This is a genomic window from Pantoea sp. CS_6 (assembly GCF_041954745.1).
Lineage (GTDB): Bacteria > Pseudomonadota > Gammaproteobacteria > Enterobacterales > Enterobacteriaceae > Pantoea > Pantoea stewartii.
Window position 1 is genome coordinate 82,855 of record NZ_JAVAYG010000005.1, and the last position, 21,418, is coordinate 104,272.

Below are 21,418 nucleotides of genomic sequence, written 5' to 3' on the forward strand. Positions count from 1 at the left end.
CGATGAAAAACGGCATTTTAGCCCTGATTCTGGGCGGTATTTCCTTTGTTGCCCTGGCCGATGAGAGCACTAGCGATCTGATAAAACGCGGCGAGTATCTGGCCCGCGCGGGCGACTGTGTCGCCTGCCACAGCAGTGAAGGCGGCAAGCCCTTCGCAGGTGGCTTGCCGATGGCCACGCCGATTGGCACGATCTACTCAACGAACATCACGCCGGATAAATCGACCGGGATTGGTGATTACAGCTACGATGACTTTCAGAAAGCCGTGCGGCACGGTATTGCGAAAAATGGCGATACGCTCTATCCCGCCATGCCTTATCCCTCTTATGCGGTGGTCAGCGATGAGGACATGAAGGCGCTGTATGCCTACTTCATGCATGGCGTCGCCCCTGTCAGTCAGGCCAACAAAGCGAGCGATATCCCCTGGCCTCTGTCGATGCGCTGGCCGCTGGCGATCTGGCGCAACCTGTTCGCACCGGATGTAAAAGCGTTCCAGCCTGCCGCGCAGGAGGATCCGACGCTGGCGCGAGGCCGTTACCTGGTAGAAGGGCTGGGTCACTGCGGTGCCTGCCATACGCCGCGTAGCGTGACCATGCAGGAGAAAGCGTTAACCAACGCCGACAGTAACGATTATCTGGCGGGCAGCAGTGCGCCGATTGATGGCTGGACCGCCAGCAACCTGCGCGGGGACAACCGTGACGGCCTGGGCCGCTGGAGTGAGGATGACCTGCGCCAGTTCCTGCGCTATGGCCGTAACGATCACACCTCAGCCTTTGGCGGCATGGTGGATGTGGTTGATCACAGCCTGCAGCACCTGACGGATGACGACATCACGGCGATTGCCCGTTACCTGAAGTCGCTGGGTGCGAAAGATCCGCATCAGGTGGCTTTTAGCGTGGATGACGCGACCGCGAAGGCCTTATGGAAAGGCGATGACAGCCAGACAGGCGCTGCGGCCTATGTCGACAGCTGTGCGGCCTGCCATAAAACGGACGGCAGCGGCTATACACGCTTTTATCCCGCGCTGCGCGGCAACCCGGTGGTGATGGCGGACGATCCGACCTCGCTGATTCACATTGTGCTGGTCGGAGGCGAGCTGCGTGGGGTGAAGGGCGCGCCGTCAACGATTACCATGCCTGCCTTTGGCTGGCGTCTGAACGATCAACAGGTCGCAGACGTGGTGAACTTCATCCGTCACAGCTGGGGCAATAACGTAAAGGGAATGGTCACCGCGAAGCAAGTGGCTGACCTGCGCAAGGATGTGAAAGATCGTCAGGGCAGTGCAGATATCAAGGTGTTAGAAGGCAAGTAACACGTTAGGTTGCAGCCTTACCCCACCGGGGGAAGGCTGCACGATCAAATATTTTCCAGCGTCATACCGCGCGTCTTAGGACCAAAAACGCCCACCGACAGCATCACCATCAGCATGCTCAATACAATAAAGGCGATGACGCCATGCGTACCGGTGTGCTGCAAAATCACGCCGATCAGAAGACTGCTAAAGGCGGTCGATAACCGACTAAAGGAGTAGCAAAAACCTACTGCTCGGGCGCGGATAGCGGTCGGGAAAATCTCGGTCTGGTAAGCATGATAACTGCAGGTAAGCCAGGCATTAGAGAAGGTGATCAAAAATCCGCATATCACCAGCAACACCGGGTTCGTCTGCAGGGCAAACAGCGTACCAAACACCACTGTCATCAGCGAAGAAAGGACGATTTGCCATTTATTCTCAAGCTGGCTGGTAAAGCTGCCACAAATCAACGAGCCGATGGGATAGGCCAGCGTGATAAAAAAGGCATACAGCAGGCTATGGGTAATGGACGTACCCTGCCCGGACAGCAGCGCAGGCAGCCAGTTACCAAAGCCGTAGAAGCCAATCGCCTGGAAGAAGTTCATTATCACCAGCATCAGGGTGCGGTTACGGTAGCGCGGAGCCCAGATGTCGCGGAAGCGGCTTTTCGTGTCAGAGGCTGCCGCAGGCTGTGAGTGCGTCAGGTGTTGGCCGGGCACGATGCCGCAGCGTTTTTCCATGGCCGACATCACGGCATGGGCGTCTTCATGCCGTCCCTGCTGGGCCAGCCAGCGGGCGGATTCCGGCAGGTTTTTACGCACCAGCCAGATAATCAGCGAGCAGACAGCGCCCGCGATGACCACCCAACGCCAGCCCTCCAGGCCCAGAATATGTTGCGGCATCAGCCACCATGACATGAGCGCCACTGTTGGCACCGATAAAAACTGAATAAAAAAGGAGAAGGCAAACGCCCGGTTACGCAGATGCGTGGGCACCCATTCGCTCAGGTAGGTGTCGATGGTTACCAGCTCCACGCCCAACCCAATACCGACCAAAAAGCGACACAGAATCACCATCTCTGCGCTGTGCTGAAACGCCATCAGTAACGAGAAAAATCCGTACCAGGCTAACGCACAGATAAAGGTCAGCCGACGGCCAAACCGATCGGCAAAAGGCGTAAGCAAACTGGCCCCCACAAATAAGCCCAGAAAGGTCGCCGACGCAAATGCGGCCTGATCGGTAATGCCCAGAATACCGGCGCTGCCCGCATGGAAAATGCCGGCGGCCAGTAACCCTGTGCTGATATAGCCGGTTTCAAACAGATCGTAGAGTTCAAAAAAGCCGCCTAACGCCAGTAGCGAGATGAATCGCCACAAACCGCCAGAAGAGGGCAGCGCGTCAATGCGCCCGGCTAAGCTGGTATGGGCAGTCGACGAGGCAGACGTCGGTGCCATCCCTGAAGTCAAGGCTGGTGTCATTTAGAGTAAACCTCATGTAAGGATGATGGCCATTCTCACTACAGGCAATAATCGCTTTGAAACAGGTGCCCGTTCGCGAGCAGGAAGCAGCAGAATAATCAATTCTCTGATTCTTGCCGATAGGAATAGTGGTGAATTTTTAACAGGGCAGAGTCCAGTTATGGCTGGATCGGATGGGCGGTCAGCGTTCAGACGCGGTGCAGAGAGAAATAAGGTCAAGTCAGATGCGATAACAGCCTGTCAGGTGGAGATATCACCTGACAGACTTCCCTGCCCGCCCCGCTTTTTTTCCGGGGTGGGCAGGCGATTAGGCGTCAGCCAGACGGAACGCCGACACGGAATGTGTCAGGTACTGCGCCTGCTCCTCCAGCGACGCGGCCGCGGCGGCCGATTCCTGCACCAGTGCGGCGTTTTGCTGGGTCACGCTGTCCATTTCGGTCACCGCCTTTTCAATCTGGCTGATACCATGATGCTGCTCATTGGAGGCCGTCGAAATGTGATCCATCAGAACGTTGACCCGGCCGACCGAGGCAATAATCGCATTCATCGCTTCACCGGTCTGGCTGACCTGATCGGAGCCGACCCGGATTGTCGCCACCGATTCTGCAATCAGTCCTTCAATTTCTTTTGCCGCCACCGCACTGCGCTGGGCGAGATTGCGTACTTCGCCCGCTACCACGGCAAATCCGCGACCTTGCTCACCGGCTCGCGCGGCTTCAACGGCCGCGTTCAACGCCAGAATATTGGTCTGGAACGCTATGCCGTTAATGACGTTGGTGATGTCTTCGATTTTTTTCGAACTCTCGTTAATTTTTGACATGGAAACGATGACCTGCTGGGACACGTGTTCGCCGCTCTCCGCATTCTTCACGGCTTCGCTGGCCAGACGGCAGGCTTCAAAGACATTGTCCGTATTCTGTTTCACGGTCGCGCCCAGCTGCTCCATACTGGCGGCCGTTTCGGTCAGGGCTGCGGCCTGCTGTTCCGTGCGCGAGGCCAGGTCAACGTTGCCGCTGGCAATTTCCTGCGAGGCGAAAGAGACCGCCTGGGTTGCCTGGCGGACGCGGGTAATAATGCCGGTCAGCGCGGTACGCATGCTTTCCATAGAGGTCATTAACTGCTGAATCTCGCTCTTTGAACCGGTATTGACCGGCACCGGTTTGTCCAGAATTCCTGCGGCAATCTGGCTGCAGTGGGCTTTGGCGTGATCAAGCGGCGATAAAATATAGCGTCTGACAAAGACCAGTATGGCCACGATAATGGCAAGAAACAGCACACCAAATACGACTAACAACAGGATCCCAGAGGAAAAGTTGCTCTGGGCATCCGTATTGAGCTTCTTCGCAAAGGCTTCATGTTGTGCCAGCACCTTGTCCAGGACAATTTCATACTGGCGATCCAGGCGCACGACGTTTGCGATCTGGTTTTTAAAGCGCTGCTGGTCCCCGGCCTCGGCCGCTGCGATTAAAGGCTGAATGCCCTGATCGCGGTAGGCCAGGTAAGCCTGACGATAGCGTTCTGCTTCCGCTTCTTCTCCCGGAATACGTGGCGCGTTCAGATAAGCCTGGAAAGCGGCATCGGCTTTAGCGGCAACGCTTTTTACGCTGTCCAGTGAAGCGGCGCCCTGCGGGCCACCATTCTCCGTCTCTTTCATGTACTCCATCAGACGGACGCGTAAGGTACGACTGTGGTTGATGGGGTCAATCACCGACAGCACCACACGAATTTCTTTATTTACGGCATTGAGTGACGCGTTGCTGCGGGCCAGTAACCAGATGCTGACGGAAATACTGATAAGAAAAAGAATTAACAGAAAAGACAACACCAACAGTGATGATTTTTTTAACGACATAACACAGTCCTGAACAGGGGGGATTATGGACAGATATATCGGCATCCTGGGGCTAAATATTTAGCTGGAACGCACCGAAATAAGCACAGAATTAAGTGCATAAAACATAAGCGAAATAATGAACCAACTGATTCACTATTATCAGGTTGACGTTTCGCTTGCCGCTTCGGTTATTTCATGCTTTAACGCCGGCGGTATGGTTTTCAGGTCCAGTAATAGGTTGAGTCAACGAGGAAGTGCAAAGCAGGAAAGTGCGGTTGTCAGCATTTGTCTGAACAGTTCATTTATTATTTATTTTAAGGCATTGTAATTTAAGGATTAATTCTAATCCTTGCAGTAGTAAATAAAAGTGACTATTGCCTGTGAGATAATATGGTTATTAACACGTAAAACATTATTAGCGTACCAGGCATTGATTTAATTGAAAAAAACGGGGGCGACGTCTCAGGCGATTGGGTAAATCCTCTGAAAGGAGATTCTTTGCGCCGTTATGAATCCTCTTCTCTGCGCTGTCGTCTACACTTATTACTTCTTTATAAGGAAGTTTCTACTCACCTGTATCGAGGTAATAATGCAAGTATGTCCTTATTTGTTTCTCTATGGTCGCTGTGAAGAGGCGATGGAATTCTATTTGCAGGCAACAGGAGGACAGCTGCTGCAAAAAATGACGTTTGGTGATATGCCGGAGCAGGGTGAACAGATTGGCGACCAGTCTGCACCCCCGTTGCCACCTGAAAAAATTATGCATGCGCATCTGCGTATCGGGCAGGGCGAACTGATGATGAGTGACGGCAATCCTGACCAGCCACCGGCGTCAGAGCACGCAGGCTATGCCGTCAGTCTGGCGACCACGGATGCAGAACAGGGTAAAGCCTGGTTTGAAAAGCTGTCGGCAGGCGGGAAAGTCACCACACCGTGGCAAAAAACTTTCTGGTCTGATGGCTTCGCCATGTTTATTGATAAATTCAATATTCCGTGGCGCATTAACGTTGTTAAATCAGACGAGTAATTTGTCGGTGATGCCGTTCAACGGCGTTGGATGGCGCATACAACAGCGGCCTTCCCAGGGGGAAGGCCGCCGTCAATTACCGTGCCTGTCTTGCAACAAACTGATCAGAAGTTATAGCCAGCCACCAGATAGTAACCCCAGCCCGTTGATTTAATTTCAGACGCGCTGCTGCCAAAACCTAACTCCTGACCGTCTCCCCACTGACCGCCGTTATGGAAGTAACGCGCCACAGCAGAGAAGTGCCAGTGCTCGTAGCCCAGTGACAGGATATGACTGGAGGCGATGGAATTACTGGTACGGATCGGCCCGGTCTTATCACGCAAGTCTGAGCCCCAGTCGAAGTTGGTAAAGCCTACATAGCCCAGGTTACCACCCCACAGTGTGGTGATTGGCACGAAATACTTCACCTTAAAGCGATAGCCGTCCCAGCTGTCTTCGTTCGCAGCACCGTAGTTTTCCCACTGGTACTTGGCATAGACGTTCAGTGACAGACCGATATCGCTGTGCGTATCGATGTCGGTGCCCAGGCCCATGTACCAGGTGTTCTGGCGGTTTGCGCTGTTACGGCCCATATCGTAGATATAGTTGTTGGCAAAATACCACTCTTTAAACGGACCGAAAGCCAGGCTGGTGCCGGTCAGTTTATCAATAGAGAAACGCGGTTCGATTTCCATGAACAGCGGTGAACCGTGGTCGAAAATACCGTTGGCGTTGTTGTTACCTACGCCAAAGAAGTTTGGCAGGTCAACGTAGCCGTAAAAATCAAACCAGTCTTTTTTGGCGAACGCTTCGTATTCCAGATAGACATCGTTATTGAACTGGGGCCCGAAGCGGGTGTGGTAACTGCCCACCACGTTGACGCTCTGATGCCACCAGTCGGAAAGGTACTGGGGATCGTTTTCTGCAGCCTGCACTGCACCGTTCAGGGAGCCTGCCAGCAGGGCACCTGCAACTAACGTTTTAAATTTCATTATATTTGACCACTGGTTTTCATACGCAAGACAATCGTTTGCGTGCTGTTTGGAAATCAATCCCAAAGGTTGGGCAGTAATGTACTCAGGCCGCCTGTTTTAGTTAGCGTAGCGTGCCTGTAACAGAGAGATAGAAAATAGCTTTTGATCACATTTGTCAAAATGTGTTGCATAACAATTCATCGTAATTGTGATGATTGTCACAATACAGGGTTGTGGCGAACGGAACCAGGCAACCGTTTACGTTGTCGGGTTCCGAATCGATCGGCAGGAATCAGGGAAAGGTGACGCGCACCTGAAAACCGCAGCGCAGGCCTTGTGCGTCCCGACAGTTGGCAAGGGCAACGTCGATATGGTGTTTCTGGGCGACGCTGCGCACGATAGACAGACCTAAACCGCTGCCCTGAGCTTTAACGTCGGGTGAACGGGCAAAGCGATCGAATGCGCGTTCAAGAAAGGATTCCGGTACACCCGGACCGTTATCAACGATGTCGACAACGGTTTGTCCCGCCACTCGATGCAGCAGCACATCGACCATGCTGCCTTCAGGCGTATGTAACATCGCGTTGCCAATCAGATTATCAAACAGGCTGCGAAGTTCGGAACGCCCGGCCTGCAGTCGATAGTGCGTGGTGCCGCTAAAGCCAATGTCGATACCGCGTTTATCCGCCACAACCATGAGCTGTTCAATACTCTCTTTCAGCACATCTTCCAGATCGATATTTTCGAGGTGCGCGACGACTGACTGATCTTCCCAGCGCGACATATTCAGCAGTTGAGTGACCAGATGGCGCGTGCGGGTCACACCTGATTCCAGTTGAGCGAACTGACGGCTGGCCTCGCCGGGTTGAATGTGCTGACGCAGATTTTCCAGTTGCAGCGTGACGGCGGTGACTGGCGTCCGCAGTTCATGAGCGGCATCTTCCATAAACTGACGTTGTGAAGACCAGGCGGCACGCAGTTTATCCAGTAAGGAGTTGTAGGCCTCAACCAGGGGCTGAATTTCGTCGGGCAGCCGTTCCGGCGATACGCTGTGGGGATGGTGCGCATCCTGCGCGGCGATTTCTCGCGAGGCAACGCGCAAATCCCGGGTGATCTTGCGCACGACCAGCCAGATGACCAGCAGCGACAGCGGCATCATCAAAATCAGCGGAATAATCGCCGATAGCGCCCGTCGCACCATCATCTCTTTCATGTAGCTCAGGTTCAGCATGACCTGAATAGTTTTAATCTCACTGCCTGGCTGACCGGAACGGGTGTAAATACGCCATTCACAGTCGCGGCAGTCACCTATCTGCACGTCTTTGTAGCCATTTTCCGGCTGTAAGGGCGCATGCAGCTCTGGCCATGAGCTGGATCGTAACCGGCCCTGCGCATCCCACAGCTGAATGACAAAGGCACTTTTGATCTTATGCGCAGGCGCAATCACCGGCATCAACGGGGGGATTTCACGGTTAACGGACCACGCATCGGCCAGCTTGGCGAGCTGTTCGTCCTTAATGACGCCAACCATTTCGCCGTAGCAGTTAAAAAAATACCAGGCGACACCGCCAATCATCAGTAAATGAATCAACAGCAGGGTACTGAGTAATTTATTTCGTAATGAACGCATAAAGATTTTCATATTGCCGGTACTCGCCAGCCCAGCCCACGCACGTTGCGAATCACATCATTATCCAGCTTGCGCCGCATCCCGTGGATAAGAACGTCCACGGCATTGCTGCTGACTTCTTCGCCCCAGCCGTAGATACGGTTTTCCAGCTGTTCACGTGACAGAATGGCACCGGGCCGCTCGAGCAGAGCATAAAGCAGGGCATATTCCCGGGCGGTGAGCTGTTCACGCTGCCCTTTGTACAGGACTTCGCGGGTCAACATATCCAGTTGAACATCGCCGCTGCCCAGCACCGAATCGGCAGAACCATGGTGGCGTCGGGTGATCGCGCGCATACGGGCCATGACTTCCTGCAGATCAAAGGGTTTGAGCAAATAGTCATCTGCCCCGTAATCCAGGCCCTGCACCCGCTGAGCGACCGTGTCGCGTGCGGTCAGAATTAATACCGGTGTGGCATCACCGCGCCCACGTGCGCGTCTGAGCACCTGCAACCCGTCGTCGCGAGGCAGACCGAGGTCAAGCAGCACGCAACTGTAACCGCCTTCGCTCCAGGCATTGTGCGCATACACGCCATCGCGTACCCAGTCGACAGACCAGCCCGCGGCTTCCAGCGCCTGCTGTAAATTGGCACCGATCATTTCATCATCTTCAACCAGCAACACGCGCATGGATGACGTCCCCCAGAAAAATGACCCCAGTGTAGCGCTGGATTATTAGCGCAGAATTATTGCTGTTACCAGCCTCAGCACTCTTACCGCACTGGCCGGGAAGGCGACAAAACCTGGCGTCGGTGCAGGCATGGAGCGCTTTGCTAATTCTGCGCTAATTTTCCGCTAATTAAGGGATAAATTTAGCGCGCTAAAGTGTGTTCCTGCACATCTGCTTTAACCAGGAGAACACCATGAATCAGCGCGAGTTTATTCGTAGTTTGCTGGAATGGATAGAAAGCAATTTAGGACACGATCTGCATCTGGACGAAGTCGCCCGCCGGGCGGGCTATTCCCGTTGGCACTTACAGCGTTTGTTTCGCCAGCACACCGGTTTCTCACTTGCCGAGTACATCCGCCAGCGCCGCCTGACCGAATCGGCCCTGACGCTGCTCAACAGCAATGAAGCGATCCTGCAGGTGGCGATGAACTACGGCTTTGATACACAACAGGCCTACACGCGCACCTTTAAAAACTATTTTATGATGACGCCCGGCCAGTTACGACGCCAGCGCCGTGTTGAACCGGATCGCTTGTTGTTTCCTCTCGCCATGGCCAGTTAGTCTCTGTATGGACATTGCCATCCTGATCGCTTGTGGCAATGTCCATACATCGCCCGCGCGATGTTCTGCCTCCTTTCCGCCGTGATGTTGTCAGCTTTCCTGACGTTCCTTTATGCTTAACGCCTGATACATGGCGCGCCTGCCATGTTGCACCCGGCGGCGGCATGCCGCGATGTCCGCAGGAAGCCCATGAATAACAGCGATAACCTCATCGCCATGATGGTGTTTGCACGCGTGGTTGAATTAAAAAGCTTCACAGAAGCCGCGCGCGTACTCGGCGTGTCAAAATCCCACATCAGTCGGGAGATCGCCGGACTGGAACAACGGTTGGGGATCCGTTTACTGCAGCGCACCACCCGCAGGATGACCCTGACCGAATTAGGCCAGGCTTACTATCCCTACTGCGTGCGCATGCTGGATGAAATGCAGCGGGCAGAGGCGTTTGTTCAGGAGACGCATCAACATCCCGTTGGACATGTGCGCCTGCAGGCTCCCGTTACCTTCGGCTGTCAGTGCATCGTTCCCATCTTCAATCGCTTTCTGCGCGGTCATCTGCACATCAACGTCGACCTCAGTCTGACGGATAACAACGACGAGACGATGGACGAAGGCGTGGATGTCGCGGTTATCATCCGCGCTCATGCGCCACGTCAGGGCAATTTCCGGGTACTGAACGATATCCACTGGGGGCTGTATGCCGCCCCGGCTTATCTGGCGCAGCATCCTGCTATCTCGCATCCTCGCCTGTTACCACGCCATGATTTATTGATGTTCCACGGTCCGGCACATACGGCTGCGCTGCCTTTTCGCCGTGATAAACAGCGCCTGGCGGTGGATGTCCGCAGCCGCTTTCGCGCTAACAACAGCATGGCTTTGCTGAATGCCGCGCTGGCAGGCACGGGTATTGCCTATTTGCCTTCGTACATGGTGCAGGAAGCCTTGGCGCAGGGCACGATTGTGCAGGTGCTGTCAGAGTGGCAGATGGATCGCTTGCAGAGTTACCTGCTGGTGCATCAGGACAGTCTGGCGGTTTCCGCGGTCAATCTGCTCTGTGATGTGCTTATCAGCCAGCTCAGTGGTCGCTGATTGTTGCAATACAGCAACAAACTATGCCAGCAGACAAATATCCCGCCCTCACTGTTGTTGTCTTGTGACCATTGGTAGCCTGAATCCCTGAACATAAGGGGGATATCGCATGGCAACCGCGTCGGAAGCACCTGACTCTGAACACTGGCAACGCAACTTGTGGGTTTGCGTATTCGGCTCCTTTACCACACTGGTAGCGATGACGCTTCTGCTGCCGTTTTTGCCGTTGTATGTGCAGCAGCTTGGCGTCAACGCGCCTGCTGCAATTGCGCGCTGGTCGGGCATCGCCTATGGTGCCACCTTCTTCAGTGCGGCCTTAACCGCGCCGTTGTGGGGGAAACTGGCCGATCGCTACGGACGTAAGCTGATGCTCATCCGCGCCAGTCTGGGTATGGCAGTAGCCATGGCGCTGACGGGCATGGCGACGGCGGCCTGGCAACTGGTGGCGCTGCGTTTACTGGCGGGATTACTGGGCGGTTATGCCTCCGGTTCGACCATTTTGATTGCGGCACAAACGCCCAAAGCTCACACCGGATGGGCTCTGGGTGTGCTGGCATCCGGCATGATGGCCGGTAACATTGTTGGTCCGCTGCTGGGTGGCGTCCTGCCGCCGCTGATAGGGATTAGAGCGACCTTCTGGCTGATGGGGGCGATCATCTTTGTGGCCTTTCTGGCGACGACCTTTTTACTGAAAGCGCGGCCGCCGGTGCGAAAAACCGACCAGGAGCTGTCTCAGCCGGTTGACGACCTGTCGCCGCACAAGCTTGTTAACGTCAGGCTGATGTGGCTCTCAGGCATGCTGCTGATTTTTGCCAACATGTCGATTGAGCCGATCATTACCCTGTATATCGGCCAGTTTTTACATGAGCAGCATGCCATAACGCTGATGTCGGGTGTGGTCATGGCGGCAGCCGCGCTGGGCAGCATTCTTTCCGCGCCTTATGCCGGCAGGCTGGCCGACCGTATCGGCCACTGGCGCGTACTGAGTGGCGGATTGCTGAGCTGTGCGCTGTTACTCATTCCGCAGGCGTTTATTACCGACGCCTGGCAACTTCTGCCTCTGCGCTTTTTGATGGGGCTGGCGCTGGGCGGATTGATGCCCTGTATTACCGCCATTATTCGTCACACTGTTCCGGCCACGCAGGTGGGGCGGATGCTGGGCTATTCCACCTCGGCGCAGTATATCGGGCAGGTAACGGGGCCGGTGTTCGGCGGGTTTATTGGCGGCGCATGGGGCATGCGGCCCGTCTTTCTGGCGACCAGCCTCGTGGTGGGCGTGTGCGCCTGGCTAAACTGGCGGCAGGGCAGAAAGGGCGGAAGGTCGGCATAAAAAAGGCGGACCGGAGTCCGCCTTGTTTTTACAGGTCCAGGTTATTTCTGGTCCGGCAGTGCATAGGCAATGACATAATCGCCCAGTTTGGTACCAAATGAACCATGGCCACCGGCAGCAATCACGACGTACTGCTTACCGTTAACTTCATAAGTCATTGGTGTCGCCTGACCGCCTGCGGGCAGACGCGCCTGCCACAGCAGCTCACCGGTATCGGTGCTGTAAGCACGCAGGTAGTTATCGGCCGTTGCGCCAATAAAGAACACTTTACCGGCTGTGGCGACCGGGCCACCCAGCATTGGCATACCCATTTTGAATGGCAGCGGCACTGGCGCACTGTCACGAACGGTACCAATACGTTGCTTCCAGACGACCTTATTGGTTTTCAGGTCAACCGCCGATACATAACCCCATGCAGGCTGTTTACAGGGCAGACCAAACGGTGACAGGAACGGATTCAGTTCCACGCCATACGGCACGCCGTACTGCGGCTGAATACCGGTTTCGGTACCGGAACCGCCTGTTGCGCCGGCTGGTGGCTCTTCCGGGTTACCCGGTCCGCGCGGAATCAGCTTGGACACAAACGGCAGTGCCATTGGGTTGGCAATCGCAATCTGACGATGCGGATCGACCGAAATCCCGCCCCACTCAAACATGCCCAGGTTACCCGGGAACACCAGCGTACCTTGCTCAGAAGGCGGGGTGAACGGACCTTCATAGCGCAGGCGTTTGAAGATCACGCGGCACACCAGTTGGTCGTACATCGTGGCGCCCCACATGTCCTTGTCCGTCAGATTCTGTTTTGGACGGAAGGTCAGTTCAGAGTAAGGCTGAGTCGGAGAGACGTGGTCGCCTTTTGCGGCACCCTGCGGAACCGGGGTTTCGGGGGCCGGTACAACGGTTTTACCGGTACGGCGGTCCAGGACGAAAATGTTCCCGGTTTTCGCTGGCGCATAAATCACCGGCACGGTGTTACCGTCTTTATCGGTAATATCGGCCAGCGTCGGCTGCGACGGCAGATCCATGTCCCACAGATCGTGATGCACGGTCTGATAAGACCACACCAGCTTACCGGTGGTGGCATTCAGGGCCAGGACGCTGCTCGCATAACGCTCCTGCTCTGGGGTGCGGTTACCGCCCCAGATATCAGGCGTTGTCACGCCCATAGGCAGATAAACGATATCCAGTTTCGGATCGTAGACCGCAGGTGCCCAGGAGTTCGGCGAGTTCATGGTGAACGTGTGTTCATCCGCCGGAATCGCGTTGGGATCTTTCGCTCCCGGATCAAATACCCACAGCAGTTTGCCGGTATTAACGTCAAAACCACGGATAACGCCGGATGGCTCACGGGTTGAGAAGTTATCGGTCACCGCACCCGCCATCACGATGGTGGTGTCGGTAATCACTGGCGGAGAGGTCGGCTCATACATGCCAGGCGTAGTGACCGGCTGTTTGTGCTGAAGATCCAGCTCACCGTTATTACCAAAGGCCGGGCAACGTTCACCGGTTTCCGCATCCAGTGCAAACAGGCGACCATCGTTCACAGGCAGGTAGATACGACGCGAGCACAGCGCAGGCTGCGTATTCGCGGCATCTTTAGCTGCCGGGAACTCGTGGTAGGACACACCACGGCAGGTAACATGCTGGAAGGTTGGGTCAGTTTTCAAACCGGGATCAAATTTCCATTTCTGCTTACCCGTTGCCGCATCCAGGGCGAACAAAATCTGGTGAGGTGAGCAGAGATACAGCGTGTCGCGGATTTTAATCGGCGTCACTTCATCGGTGATTTCACCGGGATCGCTCGGCTTTTTCATATCGCCGGTCTGGAACTGCCAGGCAACCTGCAGCTCTTTCACGTTATCGTGATTGATCTGCTTCAGCGGTGAATAGCGTGTACCTTGCTGATCGCGTGCATAAGCTGGCCAGTCAGCATCGGCAACATTGCTCAACGGCTGAGCCTGCGTCGCCGTATCTGCTGTGGCAGGCACGGCGCCGTTAACAACCTGCGGATCGTTAAAGACGGCATAGGCTAATACGACTGCACTGGCCACCAGGGCAACCGCCATCGCACTCAATGGGCCTTTGCCTGGACGATAAAAGACCCGGTAAACAAAAGGCAACACCAGCCAGACGCCAAAAATGACCAGGACATCGGTGCGAGGTGCCAGCGCCCAAAAGTCAGTACCGACTTCCCAAACGCCCCATGCCAGGGTCGCCAGCAGCAGTAATGCATAGACCAGCAGCGCAGCACTGTTTCGACGCCAGAGCAGAAAAGCGGTAAGCAGCATAGCTGCACCACCAATGATGTAGTACCAGGAACCACCAATCGTGGCTAACCAGATACCACCAATTAACATGAACGCACCCGTTAGCACGGCGAACAGCACCGTTAAAAAACGGACCACGCTAAAGGATGAGGAGTTTTTCCCCATAATGTTGACCTCATTTCGTTGCCATAAAACACAAGAAAACAATCAGATAGATTGTTTTCAGTCATAAAGTACAAAAGTTAAAGGCATTCTTAATTAGGCTCTTCCGTTAAGCTTGATGATCCAGATGTGTTAAATGTTATAGCAAAATTGGTATGAGTTTTGATTTTTTTGGCTTAAAACTCTTAACAACGCACCTAAGGCAACACTTTAGAAGGGGTTAATGGTTCATCTCGATATGATCCATTACTAATCGAACGCAGGAAAGGTTAAAGCGTAAAAGGAATGAGATCGCCCGATAAACGCTGTAATTGCCAGCCGCTGATGTTCACGGCTGCGAGTTGTTCTGCGCTTAACGTTGGATCATAACCGCGGACGAATATCTCGGCGCCTTTTTCCCTTAACGATTCAATTAAGAAAGGAAAACTAAATTTCCGATAGTTGTCATTAAAGAAGGTTTCACTCAGGACAATTGCGGAAAAGGGAAAAGATTCGACTAAATGCCACTCTGCGCCAGGCGGTGCGAAATCAAAAAGCCAGAAAGCATAGGTGTTAATTAATTCCAGTAATCTTTCCCGGTAAAGCAAAAGACTGTGATAATTAATACCAATACGCACCCGTGAATCCTGCAAAGGTAAATAACGCGCAGGCTGATTCATCCATTCCTTTAACTGGCGATCGCACAGCGGAATAATCATTAATGCTGCTTCAGTTGCAAGGTGATTGTGTAATGAAATAATGTTGTCGTCATTAAGTATCATTTTCTCAGGACGTGCAAAGTCCGCATTGGGAAGATGATAGCAAATACCGGCCACCTGGCTCGTGACGTGATGAATAGGCTCAGTAATATAAGGGTTATATAAGCTATTTTTCATTATCTCTTCGAAACGTTTTTTATGTTTGCTGTGCGTTATATTTTTTCATTAACAAAGTGAAGTACGGCAATGAATATACGCTATTCTGTTGGCAAACACATTATCTCACTCTTCTTATTAGGCATTCATTTAACTTTATATGACATCTAATTATAACGTTGAATGGTTTTTCCAGACGTGATTACTGCACGCATGTTAATTTAGCAACACGCGATAACTTTACGAAATCGGGAAAGTCCGCAGTTAAGATTCACAGAATAAACTGTCGTGTTTTTGCCTGACTTACCGCTTCGGTTATGGCTTTATTTTCTCCTGGCTAAAGTTAGCAGCAGAGTTATCGGTTTTTTTTATCGTTCGCACGTAATTATGATTGTGATAATCGTGACAGAAAACGCGACCAGATTGCTAAATAGCGGGACGAATTGAGGGGCGTACGAAACGGTATGGCACGCCGGACAGGGCGGGTACAGGCATTGTCCTCAACGCCCGAAGAAACCGGGCTGTGGCTGACTGGTCCCTGACGCCGCAAGGCGCGTGCAGCGCCGAATGGCCTGCTTACAGGAGCCACTCTGAATGTGGCTCCTGTAAGCAGGCAGCCACACTGGCGTGCCTCAGCGTGAACCTGATGAAGGCGTCGCAGATGCGGAGCGTCGTTCACGCACAGGCTGTCAGCAACCTTTCGTATCGGCGGGCAGGCTGGTAAGAAACGGTACGTTTCCCTTTGCCCTAAAAAACCGGCCCAGAGGGCCGGTTTGAGTGAGGTACCAGTCAGTGATGCTAGCGATCAACCTGATGCTCTCGGGGGAGAAAAGATCAGGAGGGAACTAAGGCGTTCCCGTTTTTCCCAGGTTGGCGTCAAAATTTTTCCAGCTTTCGGTCAGATCGATGACGCTGCGGGTTTTGCGCGCTTCGTCAATCTTAATGGCCGTCAGGCCCGCTTCCAGTGCATCGATCACAGAAACTTTAAGCGGCGTGCCCTGCTTAATATGTTTCACGATCTCTTCAGCCATCAAGGCATCGGCCCCGTAGTGGCCATCGTAGGCATTACCGTTATAGATGGTTTCAACCTCTTTTTCGCCGGTACGTGCGTTGTGCACGCGGAAATAGTTACGGACAAAATCGCCCTCGGCCATGCCGTCAGTCCCGATCACGCAGAAGCGACGGAACTCGTCCGGGACATTCAGGTTGGCGTGAAAGGCGAGCGTCGCGCCACTGGCATATTCAATCAGGGCCGTCTGGTAATCGACGATGTCCGCATCGCTGTCAAAGACCGCGTCGGTACTCGCCCAGCCACTCGGTTTAGTATGGTAAATCTCAGACTGCGCATTCACTGCGCCCTGCGGCGCATGTTGCGGTGTAAAGGATTTGCGTCCACCAAAGCTGGCAACCCGCACAGGACGTTCCTGCATTAATCCCTGATAGAGATCGATGTCGTGACAGCATTTTTCCAGAATATAGGGGCCGGCATATTTTTCCAGCCTGCGCCAGTCGCGCTGAAAGAACGCGCCATGGTAAGGCTTGATATGCTCAGTGGCTTCAATTGAGGTAATTTCACCCAGTCGACGATCGTCCCGTGCGGCCAACAGATCGTGGTACAGCGGTGAATAACGCAGCACCAGCCCAACCAGGATTCGGTCTTCACCGTACTGGCGCACCAGTCTTGCCATCGCCATCGTCTGTTCTTCATTGATCACGACAGGCTTTTCCGTAAATACGGTATAACCTGCTGCCAGCGCCTGCGTGACATGCTCAAGATGCATAAAGTTTGGCGAGCCCACCAGCAACAAATCAAAGCCGCCGTGCTGCAGCAGCGCGTCAATGGAGTCAAACGCCTTGCCGGGATCGATACCAAAACTGTGCAGATTCGGCAGCCCGGCAGGTGCGGGATCGCAATAGCCTACCAGCGAAAATGCGGGATCGGCTTTGTGAAACTCTTTAACCACGTGAGAAAGACGAAAGCCGAGACCAATAATGCCTACTTTCATGGGAAACCCCTGATCCTGAGTTCTGACAACGGTAATCACGCCGCTGACCGGACGTTATGGTTGAGATGCTGACCACCAACTTATTACGATGGAAAAAGTAATGTCAATAACGGGTTGTGTGATTTGCGTACGTATTTTTTGTTATTTAACTGATTTTAAATAAAAAATAGTTATTGTTTTTTCCCTATATTTATTTGTTATTGCGATTTAAGTTTTTTTCACCTATCGTTCGCAGATTACAGAATCGAGATGAGTTAAGGCGGGAGGAAGCGCGTGCAATCACACTATCTCCTTGGTATTGATGGCGGCGGCACCCAGTGTCGCGCACGGTTAACCGACAGCGAGGGCACGCTCCTGGCCCAGGCTGTGGGCGGTCCCGCTAACGTCTGGTCCCAGTTCGATGCCGCACTGAACAGCGTTGAACAGTTAATCGCGGCGGTGCTGTCTCAGGCCGGTCTGGCCCCCGAGGCGCTGTCTCACACGTCGCTGGTAGCCGGTTTAGCGGGGGCCAATGTGGCCTCCGTTCAGGCACGTCTGGCACAATGGCAGCCCGACTGCGCGGCCCTGCAGGTCGTCAGTGATGTGGAAATCGCCTGCGCCGGTGCGCATGCGGCGGCACCGGGCGCGGTCTTTATTACCGGCACCGGGAGCCAGGGCGCGGCATGGGATGGCGAACGCTTTACGCTGCTGGGCGGCTGGGGATTTGCGCTTTCCGACCAGGGATCGGGCGCTGAGCTTGGTCGACGGGCACTGCGACTGGCGCTGCTGGCGCATGAAGCCATTGTTGAACGTACCGCATTGACGCACAGCCTGATGGCGCGTTTTGATCACAGCCCGGAATCCATGCTGCTGTGGACGCGCGATGCCATGCCGGCCGACTGGGCGCGCGTGGTGCCCGAGGTTTTCGCCGCGGCACATGCAGACGATCCTCATGCGACCGTCTTACTGCGGCAAACCGCTCACGATATTGGTTTGATGGTGAATCGTCTTTCCGCCATCAGTCAGGGGCAGGTTGCGTTAATGGGCGGGCTGGCAACCCCGATTTTGCCCTGGCTGGCAAGCGATGTGCAGGCTCGCCTGGTCGCTGCGCAATACGATGCGCTGGACGGCGCATTAATGATGGCACGATCAAATCTGAGGACTTTATGATCGCTCCCAACGTCACCGCGCGCATTCTGCGACTGATTGTGGAACATGCGCCCATCAGTCAGTCTGACCTGAAGGTTCGCAGTGGACTCAGTATGTCGACCGTGTCTCAGGCGACCAACCGCCTGCTCGCCCAGGGCATTGTGCAGGAGCTTGGCCTGCGGCGGGTCTCAATGGGGCGGCCTAAAACGCTGCTGGGGCTGAATCCCGATCGCGCCAGCGTCATCGGAATCCAGCTGAATGCCGAACGTAACCTGATCGTCATGACGGATCTCAGCGGCAATTTGCTGGGGGAACAGCAGATGCCTGCGGGCGCGATCACGCCGCGTCAGTTAGGCGACGCGCTGGCCAGGTTTTTACGCGGTGTTGAAGAAAAACACGTCGGCGCGATTGGCCTGGCCCTGTCCGGTTTAGTCGATGCCGAAAACGGCTACTGCATCCGGTCTAAAGTTCTCGACTGGGAAAATGTCCCCATTGCGCAGCTACTGGAAACGCGCTTTTCTCTGCCGGTCTTTATCGAAAACGATGCCAACGCGATGGCGATGGCAACGATGGTCTTTGGGCAACTGGGTCATGCACAGTCTGCCGTTATCGCCACGTACGGCAAAGGCATCGGTGCGGGCATCATTCTCAACCGGCGACTGTACCGTGGACGGCACGGCAAAGCGGGCGAAATTGGCAATGGTCTGGTCGGTGATGGCTCGATGCGCCTGCTGGAGGATGTGGCCTCGTCCCGCGCCATTCTGCAACGTGTGGCGCAGGATGAGGAGGGCGGTCCGTTAACGCTGCAGGCGCTTGATCAGCGTCCGACGGCCGATGTGCTGGCGGCGCTGGAAGAGGCCGGTCGTGAGCTGGGAATTTCACTGGCAAACCTGTCGGTCGCCTACGATCCGGATATCGTTTATCTGGCTATGGAGCCGCATATGGCCTCGCGTATTCTTTTAGACCATATCACCCAAAGCTTTCAGGCCTATCGTCTGAAGCTTACGCCTCATATGACACCGCTGCAGTTTCTCACCGAATCCAACCGGATGTGGGCCCTGGGCGCGGCGGGTTTCGCCGTGAACATGCTGCTCGACCTGCTGGCTGCACAGGCAGACGAAGAACCGGTGACCTGACGAGGGGCGCGCAGGCCGCTGGTATGATGATGCGGCCTGCACTGGTGAAGCTGGAAAAGTCATCTGACGGCGCCGGGGCGCCTCCGGTTTAGCGCAGACGCTGCCCCTGCTCATCAAACAGCAGGCAGTGATCGGTTGACAGTCCCAGCCTGACCGCCGTCCCCAACTCACGTGGCTGAGCCTCACGTTCTTCTACCACCAGCATCTGTTCAATGCCCACATCCAGATAAAGGTAGCTGGTATGGCCCAGCATTTCGGCAAAGGACAGCGTTCCGCTAAATTGCTGTGCAGATGGTGTGGCGGCAGCGGGCTGAATATGTTCAGGGCGAATGCCCAGCGTTACGCGCTGACCTTCATGGCAGGGCGCCTCAATCTTCAGTACCAGCTGCGTGATGGCCAGATCAGGGACGGTTAACTGCACTTCGCCCTGACGCGTCGCCGTAATCTCAGCTCGCAGGAAATTCATCTTCGGTGAGCCAATAAATCCGGCCACAAACAGGTTGTCGGGATCGCTGTACAGGCTCAGCGGCGCGCCCACCTGCTCAATCTTGCCTTTACGCAGCACGACGATGCGATCGGCCAGCGTCATTGCCTCAGACTGATCGTGAGTAACATAGATCATGGTATTGCCCAGTGAGGCATGCAGACGGGCGATTTCAATGCGCATCTGCAGACGCAGTTCGGCATCCAGGTTGGACAGCGGCTCATCAAACAGGAAAATGCGGGGATGACGAATGATGGCCCGGCCAATGGCGACGCGCTGGCGCTGACCACCGGACAGTGCGCGCGGCAGGCGGTCTAACAGTTCTGTCAGGTGTAAGCGCGCGGCGGTCTGTTCAATGGCCTGGGCAATCTCCGCTTTTGATTTCTTCATGACTTCTAACGGATACGCCAGATTGCCGCGCACGGTCATATTGGGATAGAGCGCGTAAGACTGAAAGACCATGGCAATGCCGCGTTCGGTGGCAGGCTGGCGGGTCATGTCTTTGTCGTCGATGAGCAGCTTTCCGTCCGTAATCTCTTCCAGTCCGGCGATCATGCGTAGCAGGGTGGATTTGCCACAGCCGGAAGGCCCGACAAACACAACAAACTCGCCGCTGTTTATGGTGAGATCGACCCCGTGAATCACCCCGATGTTGTCATAGGACTTCTTAACGTTCTGTAAGCGCAGGCTGGTCATAAGCTTCCCCTGATCAAAGTAACTGGCCCATATAGATGGCGTTGCTGCGCAGGATATGGCTGAATCCCAGGCGTTGATAAAACGCGCAAACCTGCTCATTTTGCAGGCTGACGCCAAGATGGACACCGCGCACACCCGCGTTGCGCAGGGCTGCCAGTTCATGTTCGATCATCCTGCGTCCCCAGCCGCCCGCCTGAACGGGCGGCAGAAGATTGATATGCAGATGGGCAGGCCACTGCGTCACCAGCGCCTGTGCGGCAGGCTCAGGCTGACGGATACTGTCAAGAATCTTGCTGTCGTAAGGGGCGACAGGTGTGCGATCGCGGTATTTCTCCTGCAGCCGGGGCCACCAGTCGCGTGCAAGCTGCGCTTCAAAGGCGACGGTATCCGGTGTGGCAACGACATATCCCATCACCTCACCGTCAACCTCCAGCACAAAGGCAAAATCCGGGGCAAAGCGTGCATAGGGCACGGCAAAGCGCTGCCCGGGATACTCAGGGTCGGAATAGCAGTGACTGGCATCTTTTCCAGCATTGGCCGTTTCCAGACAAATACGGTAGAGCGCGGGATAATCCGACGCGGTCGCCGGACGAATGACACCTTGATTCACCATCGTCATTTCTCACAGGTCAGTCATTGAACAATCTCACGTTAATGAAAGCTGACTTAGTTTTCAAGATGGAATAATTACCGTGCTGTCAGTGGGCTTCCCGTTATGTCCGCGCTCTGCCTGACCAGACCAGTCTCCGTGCGCCCTTGTGGCGTGCTACCGCAAGGCCTGCGCG

Annotated in this window: 17 protein-coding genes; 7 read left to right on the plus strand and 10 right to left on the minus strand. The window is 54.7% G+C overall.

Annotation, left to right across the window (positions count from 1 at the left end):
- The first annotated feature begins 2 nt into the window (after positions 1-2).
- Positions 3-1,313, plus strand: coding sequence for a c-type cytochrome (locus RAC90_RS09195; RefSeq protein ID WP_375124263.1), 1,311 nt, complete (start codon positions 3-5; stop codon positions 1,311-1,313).
- 44 nt (positions 1,314-1,357) lie between these two features.
- Here the strand turns inward: RAC90_RS09195 and RAC90_RS09200 are convergent, their stop codons facing one another.
- Entirely contained in the window at positions 1,358-2,770 is a 1,413-nt protein-coding gene (locus RAC90_RS09200; protein ID WP_039339046.1) for an MFS transporter, read from the minus strand.
- 307 nt (positions 2,771-3,077) lie between these two features.
- Positions 3,078-4,622 (minus strand): methyl-accepting chemotaxis protein, encoded by a 1,545-nt coding sequence (locus RAC90_RS09205; protein ID WP_033739011.1) that lies wholly within the window; start codon positions 4,620-4,622, stop codon positions 3,078-3,080.
- A 571-nt stretch (positions 4,623-5,193) separates the two neighbouring features.
- On the opposite strand from RAC90_RS09205, the gene yjdN reads away from it, so the two are divergent.
- On the plus strand, positions 5,194-5,631 hold the full coding sequence (gene yjdN, locus RAC90_RS09210; protein WP_039339045.1) for a VOC family metalloprotein YjdN: 438 nt from the start codon (positions 5,194-5,196) through the stop codon (positions 5,629-5,631).
- A gap of 104 nt (positions 5,632-5,735) precedes the next feature.
- Here yjdN and RAC90_RS09215 read toward each other — a convergent pair whose 3' ends face one another.
- The 3 genes from RAC90_RS09215 to RAC90_RS09225 all read right to left on the minus strand — a co-directional run bounded on the left by RAC90_RS09215 (position 5,736) and on the right by RAC90_RS09225 (position 8,882).
- Positions 5,736-6,602 (minus strand): nucleoside-specific channel-forming protein Tsx, encoded by an 867-nt coding sequence (locus RAC90_RS09215; protein WP_006121691.1) that lies wholly within the window; start codon positions 6,600-6,602, stop codon positions 5,736-5,738.
- Positions 6,603-6,876: 274 nt separating this feature from the next.
- The gene (locus RAC90_RS09220) at positions 6,877-8,226 is read right to left on the minus strand and encodes a HAMP domain-containing sensor histidine kinase (RefSeq protein ID WP_006121690.1); all 1,350 of its coding nucleotides are present in this window, start codon (positions 8,224-8,226) and stop codon (positions 6,877-6,879) included.
- A complete protein-coding gene (locus RAC90_RS09225) occupies positions 8,223-8,882 on the minus strand; it encodes a response regulator (RefSeq protein WP_033739018.1) in 660 nt (219 codons plus the stop codon). Before RAC90_RS09225 ends, RAC90_RS09220 begins: the two co-directional genes overlap by 4 nt.
- Before the next feature lie 233 nt (positions 8,883-9,115).
- On the opposite strand from RAC90_RS09225, the gene RAC90_RS09230 reads away from it, so the two are divergent.
- From RAC90_RS09230 to RAC90_RS09240, 3 genes are all read left to right on the plus strand, one after another.
- Positions 9,116-9,484, plus strand: coding sequence for a helix-turn-helix domain-containing protein (locus RAC90_RS09230; RefSeq protein WP_006121688.1), 369 nt, complete (start codon positions 9,116-9,118; stop codon positions 9,482-9,484).
- 189 nt (positions 9,485-9,673) lie between these two features.
- Complete coding sequence (locus tag RAC90_RS09235) at positions 9,674-10,570, plus strand: LysR family transcriptional regulator (protein WP_375124264.1); 897 nt, start codon at positions 9,674-9,676, stop codon at positions 10,568-10,570.
- A 109-nt stretch (positions 10,571-10,679) separates the two neighbouring features.
- Positions 10,680-11,900 carry an MFS transporter gene (locus RAC90_RS09240; protein WP_205952494.1) on the plus strand — a complete coding sequence of 407 codons (1,221 nt, stop codon included), beginning with the start codon at positions 10,680-10,682 and terminating at the stop codon, positions 11,898-11,900.
- A 41-nt stretch (positions 11,901-11,941) separates the two neighbouring features.
- Here RAC90_RS09240 and RAC90_RS09245 read toward each other — a convergent pair whose 3' ends face one another.
- The 3 genes from RAC90_RS09245 to RAC90_RS09255 all read right to left on the minus strand — a co-directional run bounded on the left by RAC90_RS09245 (position 11,942) and on the right by RAC90_RS09255 (position 17,189).
- Positions 11,942-14,332: a glucose/quinate/shikimate family membrane-bound PQQ-dependent dehydrogenase gene (locus RAC90_RS09245; RefSeq protein WP_039339042.1), complete on the minus strand. Its 2,391-nt coding sequence runs from the start codon at positions 14,330-14,332 to the stop codon at positions 11,942-11,944.
- A 266-nt stretch (positions 14,333-14,598) separates the two neighbouring features.
- Positions 14,599-15,204 (minus strand): hypothetical protein, encoded by a 606-nt coding sequence (locus tag RAC90_RS09250; protein WP_033739027.1) that lies wholly within the window; start codon positions 15,202-15,204, stop codon positions 14,599-14,601.
- An 824-nt stretch (positions 15,205-16,028) separates the two neighbouring features.
- Positions 16,029-17,189: a Gfo/Idh/MocA family protein gene (locus RAC90_RS09255; protein WP_006121682.1), complete on the minus strand. Its 1,161-nt coding sequence runs from the start codon at positions 17,187-17,189 to the stop codon at positions 16,029-16,031.
- A 273-nt stretch (positions 17,190-17,462) separates the two neighbouring features.
- Between RAC90_RS09255 and RAC90_RS09260 the strand changes: the two genes are divergently transcribed.
- Together RAC90_RS09260 and RAC90_RS09265 are read left to right on the plus strand one after the other, a co-directional pair.
- Positions 17,463-18,338 (plus strand): BadF/BadG/BcrA/BcrD ATPase family protein, encoded by an 876-nt coding sequence (locus RAC90_RS09260; protein ID WP_039339041.1) that lies wholly within the window; start codon positions 17,463-17,465, stop codon positions 18,336-18,338.
- Positions 18,335-19,453, plus strand: a complete 1,119-nt coding sequence (locus RAC90_RS09265) for an ROK family transcriptional regulator (protein WP_033739033.1) — start codon at positions 18,335-18,337, stop codon at positions 19,451-19,453. The genes RAC90_RS09260 and RAC90_RS09265 overlap by 4 nt, the downstream gene beginning before the upstream one ends.
- An 88-nt stretch (positions 19,454-19,541) precedes the next feature.
- On the opposite strand, the gene RAC90_RS09270 is transcribed toward RAC90_RS09265, so the two are convergent.
- Together RAC90_RS09270 and RAC90_RS09275 are read right to left on the minus strand one after the other, a co-directional pair.
- A complete protein-coding gene (locus RAC90_RS09270) occupies positions 19,542-20,633 on the minus strand; it encodes an ABC transporter ATP-binding protein (RefSeq protein ID WP_033739035.1) in 1,092 nt (363 codons plus the stop codon).
- Positions 20,634-20,646: 13 nt separating this feature from the next.
- On the minus strand, positions 20,647-21,246 hold the full coding sequence (locus RAC90_RS09275) for a GNAT family N-acetyltransferase (protein WP_375094000.1): 600 nt from the start codon (positions 21,244-21,246) through the stop codon (positions 20,647-20,649).
- Between the last annotated feature and the right edge of the window lie 172 nt (positions 21,247-21,418).

Coding starts and splice junctions, on each gene's coding strand:
- RAC90_RS09240 (WP_205952494.1), top strand. CDS start 10,680: ATGGCAACCGCGTCGGAAGCACCTGACTCTGAACACTGGCAACGCAAC.
- RAC90_RS09235 (WP_375124264.1), top strand. CDS start 9,674: ATGAATAACAGCGATAACCTCATCGCCATGATGGTGTTTGCACGCGTG.
- RAC90_RS09225 (WP_033739018.1), bottom strand. CDS start 8,882: ATGCGCGTGTTGCTGGTTGAAGATGATGAAATGATCGGTGCCAATTTA.
- RAC90_RS09215 (WP_006121691.1), bottom strand. CDS start 6,602: ATGAAATTTAAAACGTTAGTTGCAGGTGCCCTGCTGGCAGGCTCCCTG.
- RAC90_RS09230 (WP_006121688.1), top strand. CDS start 9,116: ATGAATCAGCGCGAGTTTATTCGTAGTTTGCTGGAATGGATAGAAAGC.
- RAC90_RS09250 (WP_033739027.1), bottom strand. CDS start 15,204: ATGAAAAATAGCTTATATAACCCTTATATTACTGAGCCTATTCATCAC.
- RAC90_RS09205 (WP_033739011.1), bottom strand. CDS start 4,622: ATGTCGTTAAAAAAATCATCACTGTTGGTGTTGTCTTTTCTGTTAATT.
- RAC90_RS09195 (WP_375124263.1), top strand. CDS start 3: ATGAAAAACGGCATTTTAGCCCTGATTCTGGGCGGTATTTCCTTTGTT.
- RAC90_RS09270 (WP_033739035.1), bottom strand. CDS start 20,633: ATGACCAGCCTGCGCTTACAGAACGTTAAGAAGTCCTATGACAACATC.
- RAC90_RS09220 (WP_006121690.1), bottom strand. CDS start 8,226: ATGAAAATCTTTATGCGTTCATTACGAAATAAATTACTCAGTACCCTG.
- RAC90_RS09265 (WP_033739033.1), top strand. CDS start 18,335: ATGATCGCTCCCAACGTCACCGCGCGCATTCTGCGACTGATTGTGGAA.
- yjdN (WP_039339045.1), top strand. CDS start 5,194: ATGCAAGTATGTCCTTATTTGTTTCTCTATGGTCGCTGTGAAGAGGCG.
- RAC90_RS09275 (WP_375094000.1), bottom strand. CDS start 21,246: ATGGTGAATCAAGGTGTCATTCGTCCGGCGACCGCGTCGGATTATCCC.
- RAC90_RS09255 (WP_006121682.1), bottom strand. CDS start 17,189: ATGAAAGTAGGCATTATTGGTCTCGGCTTTCGTCTTTCTCACGTGGTT.
- RAC90_RS09245 (WP_039339042.1), bottom strand. CDS start 14,332: ATGGGGAAAAACTCCTCATCCTTTAGCGTGGTCCGTTTTTTAACGGTG.
- RAC90_RS09200 (WP_039339046.1), bottom strand. CDS start 2,770: ATGACACCAGCCTTGACTTCAGGGATGGCACCGACGTCTGCCTCGTCG.